This window comes from Bacillus sp. FSL K6-1218, from assembly GCF_038006445.1.
Taxonomy (GTDB): Bacteria; Bacillota; Bacilli; order Bacillales; family Bacillaceae_G; genus Bacillus_A; species Bacillus_A thuringiensis_S.
Map to the genome: position 1 here is coordinate 4,776,893 of NZ_JBBOVE010000001.1, position 13,447 is coordinate 4,790,339.

A 13,447-nucleotide genomic window follows, 5' to 3' on the forward strand; every position below is an offset into this window, starting at 1 on the left:
CGTAAAGTTTCGCGTACTCACCGACAAAACCCAATGCGGCTTAACGGTTACACACACTTACATAAAAAAGAAGCTTACGTGAAAACGCAAGCTTCTTTCTATATCTTATATAAAGTGAAACGCTAATCTCTTCATCTGTGACTTAGATTATAAAATTACAGCTTCGAATATATACATTATATCACTACTCGCTACATCTCTCGAGTTTCACATCGTATGGGGTTAAAAAAGGCCCTGACCGCTTCTATTCGTGGCTGGATCATCTATTCCATCTAAAAAGAAGTCTTTTATCTTTTTATCTCTTTTAGCTCTTTGTTAGTTCTTTCTCATCTTTCATGCTATAGTATCCTAAATTCACAACGATTAAGAAATAACCACCCATAATCCCTACTGCAAATGCCCACATAACCATGTGGTGCTCAATTTCGTACATAATAATAGCACCCAAAATGGCAGCTGCAAAACGGTTAAACATACCGAGTGTCGGTGCTTTCGTCTTCTTTACAATACTATCTCCAAGCTTCTCAATTCTTCTCCCTAGAAGCCAAACGCAATACATACTTACAATAAGCCCAATTCCAGCGCCTAAAAAGTGTGCTGAAAACGGTGTTAACATCCAACCTAGTAACAAAATACCTAGTATATAATACGATTGGATTTTAAATGATCTTAGTGACATACTAATCATGCTGTACCTCTCTTCATTCGTTCTTATCTATCCAACAAAAAATTTCTTTCAAATTCATATTCCTTACATCCATTTCACTCAAATTAAAAACAACATAAACAGTATGTTTATGTTGTTTAAATGCTTTTAGAAAATAATATTATACAAGATTTCAAACATCATATTCTCATATTTTGTGACGGTTTTTCAAACTTTTTTCGTCCATTTATGAAAAAAATGATATCAATTTATGAACATACGGATATGATGTAATAAGCACACAAATAAAGGGGGCGTCTAATGATTTATTTTTTAATGGCTCTCATTCACCTCATTATCCCTGCACTTATCGGACTTTCATTGTATTGGTACACGAAAAACCATAGCATTTTTTACGCTGTCCTCGGTGTTCTTCTTCCAGGTATTATTCTTATTACACTCTTCCGTATTCCATTTTTAAACTTAATTCCACTTATTACTGCTATCTTATTTCTCATCTTCTTACCAAAAATAAAAAAATAGGAAAGCAGATCATAGGTGATCTGTTTTCCTATTTTGATATAGGTTCCCCTGCAATAGAATGAACTTTTACTTTCTCCGATTTCACAAACCATAGACCGACAAAAATGATAATTCCACCGATGATCTGTTGAAACGATACATATTCATTTGCCCAGACAGCTGCAAATAAAACAGCTACAAGCGGCGTTATATACATATATACCATCGTATGTGACGCCCCAATTTTTTGAACACCAACATACCACATTACTAGACCAAATACTGTTACAAAGAAAATAGAATATAGTAAAGCAAATAGTGTCATTTCGTGAGTAATGTGAAATAGCATGACAAACACATGTGGACCACTTAACAATAATAGCGGAATCGCACCCACTAATGCAGACCATGCTGTAACACGTAATGCTGAATATTTTTTAATTAATGGTCCTGCTAAAACAGGATAAAGCCCCCAGCATATTGATGTAATAAGTCCAATTCCATTGCCATAAAAAGAACTAGTAAGCGAATGTCCTGCTACTAAAACTAATGCTGCACCAACAAAGGCAGTCATAGAACCGATTAACTTTCGAGAAGAAAACTTTTCTTGTTTCAAGAAAATCGCAAATGCAGTTGTAAAAATAGGTGAAATAGAAATGAGTAAAGAGGCATTTGTAGCAGATGTATATTTGACAGTTTCCATAAATAACGTTTGATACAGTACAATACCTACAATGCTAACGATAATTAATCTAGGTATATCCTTTCGCTCCATATAAACCGACTTTTCAATAAAAAAGGTAAGGAGTAACAGAAGCGGTGCCGCCGCCATCATGCGAAGTGCAGTAAACTCAATTGCTGTAAATTCTAAAAGTCCATACTTCGCAATTGTATAGTTAATCCCCCAAATAATAACAACACTTAAAATTAACAACTCAATTCCCCATCTTCTCATGCGTATCCCCTCCGCAAAGAAGATTATACAGAAAATTCAATCACATGTACATTTCATTATGTGAAAAAATCTTTTTACTATTGAAACGTTTTGGTAAATGAAATTATATCGGCGATTTCCCAAATATATCAGCGCAACTCCATTTATATCAGCGATTTCCCAAATATATCGACTTATCAACAAAAATCGACAATAATAGCGACTTATAAAATAAAAAAGGTGATTCCAAAATACATTTTGGAATCACCTTTCCTTTACTATATTCGAACGTGTAACTTCATATTTGGATTATAAAACTGGCTTGGGCTCTTTAACTGAAAAGTTCCTCCACCTTCATGCCAATCAACCGTTAACTTATCGTCCATAAATACAAGCTTTGTACGATCAGCGATAAAGTTCATTGTGCTTGATTCAATATCCACATCGCGCTCATCTTTCTCTGCTACAGCTACTAAATCGATGATTCCGCTCATGACACAACCGCAACCCTCATTATCGTAAAATAACTTTATATATTTCGCTTCACTTGGAATCGTATCCATAATCTTTTTATATGCTGCTTCTGTTACAGTAACGTACATATGTTAATCTTCATCCTCTCTTCTCTTATCATTCATATATTGTATCACCATTTTTCTTAAAAGTTATATACAGAAAATTAAGACTAATATACAATGTATGTGATAAAGTTTCAGTAATCGAGCTTTTATGAGTAGTTCATGCAGGAGAAAGGATGTTTACTATCCGTGTTCAAACTACAACGATATCCCATGTTATTAGGTCTATTTAGTAGTTTCTTCATTTCTAGCGGAATGCTATTACAGCATGTACTTCCCTATTCTCCTTCTATTAGCTGGATCCTAGGTTTTATTTGTTTCCTATCCGCTTCTTATTTTGCTACGAAGAATACAAACAACTCATAAAGCAAGAATCATCTTAAGGAGGATTATCAAACATGCCAGCCTTAAAAAAAATAGAGCAATCACTCGATCACTTATTCCAAATTGAAAAATACGGAAAAGATAGTGCCTTTAGTCGATTTATCCCAGCCGTATATGATCCTATCAAATTTCCTTGGCAACAATTTTTCGAAGCAAATTTTGTAGATTTATTTAACGGCCTTATGATACACGGATCTGAAAATGTAAACAAAGTATTTTTAGCTGTATTCCCTACAGATGACGTTCTTGAAACATTCATTTCACAATCCACACCTGGTGATTTACTCTTTATGCACCATCCCCTTGTAATGGAGTGTGGTGATCCGCTTGGAAGATCCGGTCGCGGTTTCATACCAATTCCTGAAAAATATTTGCAAGGAATAAAAGAAAAACAACTTTCTATATATACATGTCACGTACCAATGGATTTTCATCAAACGCATGGAACGAGTATTTCAATTGCAAAAGCATTAAACGCTACTGTAGTGGACGACTTTGCATATGGAGGTCCAGAACAAGAACCAATTGGCCTTATTTGTGAAATAGATGAAACATCAACAGAAGCACTCCAAAAACATCTAAAACAACTCTTCCAGATTCCTTACACAGACTTCGAAGGTAAACGACATGATTCCATCAAAAAAATCGCAATTATCGCTGGATGTGGCGATGTTGTATCTTTAATGAAGGAAGCAGAAGAAAAAGGTGCTGAAGCATATATTACAGGAGAAATCCATTGCCATATCGACAATGATTACGGCCGACATAAATACTCGCTCATTATGGATTATGTAAAAGAAACGAATATGTCTCTAATTGGTGTGTCACACTCTGCCTCTGAATATTTAGTAAAAGAGACATTGATGTATGATTGGTTTAAAGAAAATTTTGATGTGGATGTTATTTTGCTTCCGCAGGAGAAATGGTGGCTCTAACGCTACTTAATTCTCCTACCGGTATCACTGGGCCTACGGGAAACACTGGGCCTACGGAATCTGCCGATAGTGCTTCAGCAAAAAGTATTGTTTTTCAAGGAACAAATGCTGGTTTTCAACGTATAGCGGGTTCTCCTGGAATTGACTCCAATGTTATTCCATATGTCACTGCTGGAGCCGGTAGTATTGTTGGCTTTTCTGCGTCTATAAATATAAATAATTTACCTGCTGCTGTTTATACGATTAATATTTGCAGAAATGTCCCAACAAACCTCACAACCCCTACTTCTAGCTACATCCTATCTACTATTACATTAACTACTACTGACAAAATTACCGGAACTATGGTATTTTCCATTAAACCAACGGATAGCGGAGCAGGACAAATTCAAGTATTTAATCCTACTCCAGCAGTAGGTCCCGCTACTGTAACTTGGAATAGCATTACAACTGGAAACCCAGTTGCAAGAGGAGATGCTATATCCCTTTATATTACCCCTGGAATTACTGCGAGTGCTGTATATTCTATTTTTCTAATTACTAACATATAGCAATTCATTCCATAAAAAAAGACCCGATATTCGGGTCAACAAATAGAAATATAAATGAACTACAACAAATAACAGACAAAGCCATTATATATTTTTCATAGTAAAACATCCATTATTTTCTTTTTACACTATCAATATATTATTTTTTGTTATCGTCCTCTTTTTTAGAACGTCTACCTAAGAAGAACACAAGAACTAATAATATAATTACCAGTAGTACTCCGCCGATAATGTAATATAGCTTGTAGTCTTTTTTCGTTTCTACCGCTGTATCATTTAACTTATCGGCTGTCTTTCCTTCAATTGTAAATTTCTTCGTCCATTCCCATTTTTGATCGCCATCAGTGGCTTTCACTTCTACTCGGTACGTTCCTGGATCAAATGCTTTGTTTTCCCAGCTAATAGCATAATCAAAGTTTGAGTTTGGCGCCATTCTTAAATTTTCTTTTTTCGCTTCAAATAAAACGTCTCTACCTTTTTCTTTATATACTTTTGCATCAACACTTAAATTTTTTAACATTGCTGGCTTTACGTTTTGTAAATTTGCAGTAACAACGTTACGCCCGTTAATTTGTGTTGGCTTTACTTCGTTTAATTTCATGTCTGGTTTTACTTCAGCATCCGTCTCTTTTAAAACAACACCAATTGCGTATGCATATTTATTTTCAATTTGCACACCTTCATCTTTTTTCTTTGCATTCTCATCTTCTTTTTCTTTAAAGTATAAACCACCTAAAATAACACCATCAAACGACTCACTTGGCATTTCTAGGTTTATATCAACTGTCACTATGCTGTTAGCTGGGACTTTCGTTTCTTTTGGCATTTTAGCAATTTTAGAAAACGGATATTTCAAAGTAGAATCCATTTTTGGTTCTACTGTACTATAATCTGTAATACCATTGCTATTCGTAATTGCTGTATTAGCAAACGATTCGACCACAACTTCTTTATTCGTATCATTTTTCATTTGGACTTGAATTGTTTGCTTTTGTCCAGGTTGCATTTTCAAATCAAAATACGTTTGATTTTTATCAATTTGATTTTCTGGTATAACTGCTGTCACAGCGAATTTCATTTCAGCTGCATATACTGAAAAAGCGTTTACCATGAAGAATGTAATTAATAGTAAGCTAGTAAATAGTTTTTTTACCATCTCTTATGTAATCCCCTTCATATCCATTTTATAGACAAGAAAGAGACAAGGTTAAAGCCATTCCCTTATCTCTTCTCATTTTCCTCTTTTATCTTAAAATTCCTCTTACTTACATAGGAGCGTCTGTTAGTTCCCAAGTTAGTGAAGTTGTGTATTGTGTTTGTTCTTTTTTCGTTTTACCTGGTACAGATAACTCTACGCTTTGTTTCGCTTCTGTTGCATCTTTACCGAACGTATTTACCCATGTACCCATACCTTGGTTTTCTTTTGCATCGATTAAATCAGATGCTGCACCACTTGGATTTAATGTGATAGATTGTTCTGCTGTTGGTGCGTCGCTACCTGCATTTGATTTCAAAGCTGAATTTTTTAATGTTAATGCCGCACCATCCAACGCTTTATCATCTGCAGTTTTGAATTGACCATTTTGTTTTACTGTTAAATGCCATCCAGCATTTGTACCACGATTATCTGTTACTTGAACGTAGTTCGGCACGTCAATTACAGAACCGTCTACTTTTTTCTTTACTTTATCTAATTCTGCAAAGTAGATTTCGTTATTCCCTGATGCTTTTTGTGTTTTAAAGTTGAAGTTAGATACATAATCAATACTTAGTGGACCATCTGTACCTTTTTTATCTGGATCAACTGGATCTACAGTTTCATCTGGATTCTCTGGATTAACAACATCAATTTTATCTGTATTTTTCTCGAATTTAATGAATGCTTTTGAGTCTAATTTCCCGCCATCTTTCTCAGCTGCAAATGCAGACGTCCCTACTGATACTGATGATAGTGTTACCGCTCCAATTAATGCTATTTTTGCTAGTTTCATAGTTTTATACCCCTTTATAATCATTTTTTAAAATTCAGTCATTCTTAATTTTCAATCTTGTATAAGCTTAGTTTGGTGTATCTTCTAAAGTCCAAGTTAACTCAGCTGAATATTTCGCACCTTTTTCTTTCGCCGTCGTACCTGGTACGAATAAGCTCACACTCTGTTTACCTTGTTCTGTTCCTTTACCAAATGCAGTCGTCCAATCACCCATACCTTTATTCTTTGCGGCAGTAGTAATTTCCACCGCATCTCCACCTGGAGCTAGCGTTACTTTATTTTTAAATGTTGTAGGTGCATATTGTGCATCAGTTACAGAATTTACAGCTGGGTTACTTAAGCTTAAAGCTGCATTTGTTAACTCACTATTACCACTTTTAAATTGTGCATTTTGCTTTACTTTCAATTTCCATCCTGCATTTGTACCACGGTTATCTGTTACAGATACGAAGTTAGGTACTTCAACTGTTTTGCTCCCTTGTTTCACTTTATCCAATTTTGCAAAGTACGTTTGATCATTACCAGAGATAACTTGCTCGCCGAAGTGTAAGTTAGAAACGTAGTTAATACTTAATGGACCTTTTGTTCCTATTTCATGGTCACCAGGGTTCTCTGGTGTAACTTTTTCATTTGGATTTTCTGGATTGTTTGGATCTGTTGTGCTTGTATCTTCAATAAACGTTACATCTGTTTTTGATTTCATATTTGCTTTCTCTTCCGCAAATGCTGAAGTTCCTACTGCTGCAACTGATGTTAATGATACTGCACCGATTAATGCTAATTTTGCTAGTTTCATATGTACCTTCCCCTTTTCTCTGTTTTCATCTATTTTTTATTTTGAATACACTTGCTTTCCCCTAATTCTTTTGAATACATATAGAGATAAAACAATCGAAAACAATCCTATATATTGTTTGAAGTCCCGTGTCTGGCCTCCTGTTTTCGGTAAATATTTATCTCCATTTTTATTTTTATCAACTGTCTCTTTTTTTGTATTTATCTTTGTCGGATCAGTTGAGGTATTTGGTGTATAGCTATTCGAAAATGTAATACCCGCTTTTGAATTCGTACTTGTAGCCGTTACTACATTTGCCATAAGAAACGGCACACATATAACTGTGGAAACGATAATACCAACTATTTTTTTCATTACTCTCTCCTTTCTAAAATTTATATATTTCATATATTTTTAGAGAGGAGCATCGGTTAATGTCCATTCTAGCTGTCCAGCATATTTTGTATTTGCTTTGACATTCGGCCCTGGTTTTACTTGTAAATGGATTCCCTCGTTTTCCTTCCAATTTAATGAAACCTCCTCGTCGTTTTTAGAAGTATACGAGAATGCTTCTATACTAGAAGTACTTAAAGTTGTATCCTTTCCATTTCGTTTGTAAATCAATGCTCCTGTCAATGTGTCATTTTGCGCTGAAGTTAATGGTGTGATTTCCTTTACATATACACTCCATTTTTGCTTTTTAACACGATCATCGGTTACCTTTAAAGGATTTGAAATCGCCTTCGGTGCGTATGTCGTTGTTTTCGATGGAATTGTTAAATCTCCAAATGTAATTTCTTTTGGTACGTCTACTAACTTTAAAGTCCCATCAACGACAGTAACCGGCACTTGAATCTCCGCTTGTACACCTTGCTTCGTTTCAATTACAACCGTTACAGTATGATTCCCTATTATTTTGGTATCCGGAATATTGATTAACTTCACTACTGATATTGGTTTATCTACATCCAAATTCGTATCTACAGATAAATCTGTCACAAATTTAGAAATATCCATTTTTGTTAAATCTGTTCCTTGCACTACTTTTTGTGGGACTGGTTTCCCAGTTGGAATACCTTTATAGCTTATTTTTGCGACTCCATCTCGATTACTATCTTGCCCATTCTTATCGCCATCTAAATAATTTTTAGCTGACACCGGTATTTCAAGATAACCATTTTTGTAATATTTCATTACATCAGCACCTTTTACAGGAGAACCTGTAATTGTCATCTCGTAAATTTTCCCGTTGAATTCTTCTGTTTTTAGCGCATTTGCTTTCGCAACCGCAGTGACTTTATTGTTTTTCCTGCTAATATCAAAGAAGCTACTTACATCATCTCCACTCTCCACATCTTGAATGGAAACATCATTCACAGTAAAATCCTTATTCACTTCACTTTCTAATACGAAAGATTTCGCATAGTGAATCTCTTTCGATTGAGCAGGCATATTTTGATATACCTTATAAGAAAGTTGACGGGAATTATCTTCCACAATATCTCCTATTACACTTGGAGCTGGAATTTCAATTTGTGCAATCGCTAATTGGTCGTATGATACATTAACACCTGAAGCATTTAATCTAACTTCTAGCGGTAATTCTGTTAAATTATCAAATGTAATTGTCATATCTGCTTCTGGAGTAGCTACTGGACCTGCTGTTCCAGAAAACTCTATTTTATTATTCCCTTTGTCTTGATACCTAATTGAACTCGTATCATACACGTATAAATTCGTTAAATGACTACCATCATTACGTAACGTTACATTTTTATAACTATTTATCCTTTTGAAATTCCACATTGCCGTTAATGGTACTTTTTTACTTGTTCCGTGTTCATAAAATTCAAAGGAAGCATTATAAGTTTGTCCTGACCTTCCGTTCCCATATAATTGTAAAAAGTTTTTTGCATCACCTTTAGTTATTGGTGTTTTAACATCTACAGATGAAGCTGTCATAGAGTGAATATTAATACGGACATCAATCCATTTCCCTTGATATTCACCAGCTTTTTTTATTAATACGTACTGTTCTCTATTTGAATTTCTAAATGTATATTGACTTTGACCAGTTCTGTCATTGCTACTACCCTTTACCTCATATGTTACTTGTGGGCTCCAAACAAATCTAAAAGCATATTTACCCGAGATAGAAGGCCCTTCACCTGTTCTATTATTTATTACCTTTACATTTGGATATTTAAGAATACTTGTAACAGGACTAGCAGCTAGTAGAGATTGGCTCTTTAATACCTTCTCAGCTTGAATAGCAGGTAATTCCTGTTTATTTTCGTTTATCCTATTGCTCTCTTTTAATTCATTTTCCTTTGGTACGAGTTTTTCATTAACCTTTTCTTTCGCTAAAGTCTTCGTTTCTTTTGGAACTTCAGCATTAGTAGAATTTATTTCTTGTTTTTTATTTTCTTCCGATACTTTCACTTTTTCACTTATTTCTTGTTTCATAACTTCCTCTGAAGCCTTTGGATTTTCATCAGAAATAGCTACATTTAAAGCCTCTTTTTTCTCTACAACATGTAGAGAAGGAGATTCAATTTTCTTTTCATTCCCTTCAAACTTCACTATCGGTTCAAATTTGTACTCTCCAACTTTTTTCATTTGAATGACTACATATACGTCACCGATAAAATTACTTTGTTCATTCTTTTCAATTTTTACAATATGATCTTCTGTTACTGAAATGTTTTGAATCGCTTTATTGTTTTCGTTCATTTTTTTTGTTTCTGCTTCATTGAACAGCTGTTCATTAGATAATTTCAGCTCGATATTAGCATCTTGTTTATTTGTATTTGTAATCTTTAATACTACATTTTCATCAACTTTTATTTCTTGTTTATCCATATGAACGATAAAACGTCCTTGCTCGTCGTTTGTAACCGCATAAACTTTCGTTGCAGAGTAGTCTAGCACACCAACTTGTGTAAATAATATTCCTCCAGCGAGAAGTATACGCCCAAATTTCCCTATTTGATTTTGCAATGTACTTCCCTCCCTCGCTTTCTACTTACCGAATATTCCGAACATTAAATGTATTAATCGACTAAGTTTACAATCATAATGTGTATTCCTAAAAAATAAAAAGCCTGGTTGCCTTTTCGATTTTCATACATCACAACATGTGTGAAAATCCAAACTGCAACCAGACTATCATAGTAATTTTCATTACCTTAGACTCTTAGCTTTGCGACCTATCCTTTCGAACAGTGTGCCCATTTATTTTTTTTTGAGACAATAAAAAGTCCAATTGCCTCTTCGATTTTCATACATACAACTATGTGTGAAAATCCAAACTGCAACCAGACTATCATAGTAATTTTCATTACTTTAGACTCTTAGCTTTGCGACCTATCCTTTCGAATAGTGTGCCAAAAATAGGTATTTATTTATCGTGTTTTGAATATACCATTAAAACCCAAAAAAGAAAATAGTTTTTTTAGAAAAAAACAATTAATTTTTATAGTCTAAATTTTTCACTGGAAAATCCATAATAAAAACTAAAAAAAACATTTTGATCTTAGAAATACATCATACATTCTTTATCGATAAAATGAGATTTTTACTATCCACAAATAGCAAGATAAAATAGAAAAACATCACTTATTTGGAAGTGATGTTTTTTCTATTTAATGCAGTGGTAACATAACCTCAACCGTCGTTCCAACCCCAACTTCACTTTCAAAACTCATTTTACCGTTGTGGTCTTTAATAATTTTTTCTGTAACTACTAAACCTAGACCAGTTCCTGTTTCTTTCGTTGTATAAAAAGCTTCATTTAACTTTGGAATTTTATCTTTCGGAATGCCGCATCCCTCATCTTTCACTTGAATGATGATTCCATCTTTTACAGTAACTTTAATCGTAATTGTTCCGCCAACTGACATTGCTTCAATTGCATTTTTAATTAAATTAAAAAAGACCTGTTTTAATCGTTTTTCATCACATGTAATTGATGGTAAGTCTTTACTGTAAATACCTTGTATGTGGACTCCTTGTTTTAAAGCTGGCTTTTCCATAACTCGAATAACATAAGAGATAATTTCTTGTATGTTATGAGTTTCTGATTCTAGTGATTTAGATTTCTCAAATCCACTAAGTTCTGTAGCAATTATATGAATCCGATCTACTTCTTGTTTCATAATATCACTATAAATTTTATCCTCTGGATGCTTGTCTGCTTGTTTATTCACAAGTTTTTTTAAGTTTGCTAAAGGTCTTCTAATCTTATAACCAATAACCGTCGCCATTTTTCCAACAGCTGCTAGTTTTTCTGTCTGTTTTATTTCTTTGTCCATCATCTCAAGCGTACGAACGTAAGACTGAACCCTCAAAAATATAATCCAACATATGATAGTAAATACACTATATAATGCCATTGGGATTAAAACGAGAGAAGATTGAATAATGATTCCTGTAAGAGCGTACTTCCCGACAAGTATCGCTGGAACTAGCCAGAAATATCTTTTGTTCACAAAGATTGGTGCGAACAAAATAAAAAATACTTCTACTATATTTCCACCGTCAAATTCCGCATCGCTACCATAATAAATCATAATGTTATGGATACAATCTAATACATTATAGCCAATTAGAATAATATACTTTACCACAAAAACATTCTTCCATTTCATAAAGTATATTCCAATGCAAAACAATACTACCGTCAAAAAGTAAAGCCATAAACCTAAACCATCTTCAAACTTTCCTACGCCTTCTTGCTCTCCCGCGATTAAAGGTACGATAAATTCATAGGCAAGATCATACACAAAAAATATAATAAAAAATAAACTTAAAAATACTTTCAACGCCTTTATTTCTTCATTTTTAAATATATAGCCTTTATTCATATGGTAACTCCTAGCTTTTCTTCCACTTGGATTTCAGTATTTCCACACTTCCTTGGGAGAATGATGTCTATTCTCGTTCCAGTATCTCTTTCACTTGAAATATGCAGCTCACCAAGGTGCTCGGCGACAATTCGATTCGCTACCGTAAGTCCCAGACCAATTTTATCTTGTTTCGTTGTATAAAAGGCCTCTGTAACACGGGCTAAGTTTTCTTGCTTAATACCATGACCATTATCAATTAAGCTGATCATCACATACTCTTTCCCTTTATTTTCTAACCGTAAATGTAATATGCCACCTTGCTCCATTGCTTCTAAAGCATTTTTTATCGTATATAGAAAGACTCCTCTTATTCTTCGTTCATCACATTCAACTTCTATTGTTTGCTCTCCCACATTAGAAATAAGCTGCACATTTAATTCATTCATTTTTTCGCGAAGAGTTGTTGTTGCTTGTAATACAATTTTTCCCAGATCATGTTTCTTATAAATAGAAGGCTTGCATGTAGCAACTTCCATCAACTCACTTATCATATTATTCATATTTTCTATTTCAAAGATCATACGTTTATAAACAGGATCCTCTTCATGCTTCTCTCTTTGTAATTGCGTAAATCCTTTTAATGAAGCGAGTGGATTTTTAATTTCATGTCCAACCGTCGCTGCCATTTTTCCGATTACTGCTAATTTCTGTGATTCACTAGCAATCGCAATACTTTCCTTTACAGCTGAAAGATATTGTAAAAATCGGTTTAAAATGATATATGCAGCTATTAACATAAGTGTACACATAATAAGGAACATAAATGCTTTTATTTCCTCTAATACAAATAAATAAATTAAATATTTTCCTACAATAGAAGAAAGTAAGATTACATAAAATTTTTTATTTAAAAATATGGGTACAAAGAAAATGAGAATAATTTCTATTATATTTGTCGCATCAAACGCCGCCTTATTATAAAAAATATACGAAAATATATTAGCGATTTCTATCCCTATGTATGCAAATATCCATGCATATTTAACAAGGTTTGCCTTCTCTTTTTTCACTAGATATATATTCACGCACAGTATTGCTACTCCGCAAATAACTTGCCATATTATGTTGTATCCCTTATCCATTATTGATTTATCTTCTAATACGATTGCATAGAAAATTTGATATACAATAACAATGACATATAACACCCATAAAAGGATTTTTGCATTTCTTTCTTCTTCTTTATATGATAGAAAACTTTCTTTCACTTCAACACCCCTTCAA

General features: G+C 33.8%; 12 protein-coding genes, 1 pseudogene and 2 riboswitches. Of the genes and pseudogenes, 3 read left to right on the plus strand and 10 right to left on the minus strand.

Going from position 1 to position 13,447, the window contains the following annotated elements; genetic code table 11:
• Positions 1-304: 304 nt before the first annotated feature.
• On the minus strand, positions 305-688 hold the full coding sequence (locus MHI26_RS24430; protein WP_000624926.1) for an ATP synthase subunit I: 384 nt from the start codon (positions 686-688) through the stop codon (positions 305-307).
• A gap of 279 nt (positions 689-967) precedes the next feature.
• Between MHI26_RS24430 and MHI26_RS24435 the strand changes: the two genes are divergently transcribed.
• Positions 968-1,189, plus strand: a complete 222-nt coding sequence (locus tag MHI26_RS24435; protein ID WP_000639042.1) for a hypothetical protein — start codon at positions 968-970, stop codon at positions 1,187-1,189.
• A gap of 28 nt (positions 1,190-1,217) precedes the next feature.
• Here MHI26_RS24435 and MHI26_RS24440 read toward each other — a convergent pair whose 3' ends face one another.
• Positions 1,218-2,123, minus strand: a complete 906-nt coding sequence (locus MHI26_RS24440) for a DMT family transporter (protein WP_061667132.1) — start codon at positions 2,121-2,123, stop codon at positions 1,218-1,220.
• 257 nt (positions 2,124-2,380) lie between these two features.
• On the minus strand, positions 2,381-2,704 hold the full coding sequence (locus tag MHI26_RS24445) for an iron-sulfur cluster biosynthesis family protein (RefSeq protein WP_000289569.1): 324 nt from the start codon (positions 2,702-2,704) through the stop codon (positions 2,381-2,383).
• 374 nt (positions 2,705-3,078) lie between these two features.
• Between MHI26_RS24445 and MHI26_RS24450 the strand changes: the two genes are divergently transcribed.
• Positions 3,079-3,999 carry a Nif3-like dinuclear metal center hexameric protein gene (locus MHI26_RS24450; RefSeq protein WP_061667131.1) on the plus strand — a complete coding sequence of 307 codons (921 nt, stop codon included), beginning with the start codon at positions 3,079-3,081 and terminating at the stop codon, positions 3,997-3,999.
• Positions 4,000-4,007: 8 nt separating this feature from the next.
• Positions 4,008-4,550: pseudogene (locus MHI26_RS24455) on the plus strand (collagen-like protein); the annotation flags it as partial.
• 139 nt (positions 4,551-4,689) lie between these two features.
• Here MHI26_RS24455 and MHI26_RS24460 read toward each other — a convergent pair.
• From MHI26_RS24460 to MHI26_RS24490, 7 genes are all read right to left on the minus strand, one after another.
• The gene (locus MHI26_RS24460; RefSeq protein WP_061667130.1) at positions 4,690-5,706 is read right to left on the minus strand and encodes a DUF916 and DUF3324 domain-containing protein; all 1,017 of its coding nucleotides are present in this window, start codon (positions 5,704-5,706) and stop codon (positions 4,690-4,692) included.
• A gap of 109 nt (positions 5,707-5,815) precedes the next feature.
• Positions 5,816-6,541 (minus strand): WxL domain-containing protein, encoded by a 726-nt coding sequence (locus MHI26_RS24465; protein ID WP_000761506.1) that lies wholly within the window; start codon positions 6,539-6,541, stop codon positions 5,816-5,818.
• 67 nt (positions 6,542-6,608) lie between these two features.
• Positions 6,609-7,337 carry a WxL domain-containing protein gene (locus MHI26_RS24470; protein WP_000761532.1) on the minus strand — a complete coding sequence of 243 codons (729 nt, stop codon included), beginning with the start codon at positions 7,335-7,337 and terminating at the stop codon, positions 6,609-6,611.
• 36 nt (positions 7,338-7,373) lie between these two features.
• On the minus strand, positions 7,374-7,691 hold the full coding sequence (locus MHI26_RS24475) for a hypothetical protein (protein ID WP_000724871.1): 318 nt from the start codon (positions 7,689-7,691) through the stop codon (positions 7,374-7,376).
• A 39-nt stretch (positions 7,692-7,730) separates the two neighbouring features.
• Complete coding sequence (locus MHI26_RS24480; protein ID WP_061667129.1) at positions 7,731-10,316, minus strand: WxL domain-containing protein; 2,586 nt, start codon at positions 10,314-10,316, stop codon at positions 7,731-7,733.
• A 152-nt stretch (positions 10,317-10,468) separates the two neighbouring features.
• Positions 10,469-10,557, minus strand: a riboswitch (cyclic di-GMP riboswitch).
• Positions 10,558-10,625: 68 nt separating this feature from the next.
• Positions 10,626-10,714: riboswitch (cyclic di-GMP riboswitch) on the minus strand.
• 246 nt (positions 10,715-10,960) lie between these two features.
• On the minus strand, positions 10,961-12,181 hold the full coding sequence (locus MHI26_RS24485) for an ATP-binding protein (RefSeq protein WP_001032634.1): 1,221 nt from the start codon (positions 12,179-12,181) through the stop codon (positions 10,961-10,963).
• Positions 12,178-13,431, minus strand: coding sequence for an ATP-binding protein (locus MHI26_RS24490; RefSeq protein WP_000664893.1), 1,254 nt, complete (start codon positions 13,429-13,431; stop codon positions 12,178-12,180). Before MHI26_RS24490 ends, MHI26_RS24485 begins: the two co-directional genes overlap by 4 nt.
• Positions 13,432-13,447: the final 16 nt, after the last annotated feature.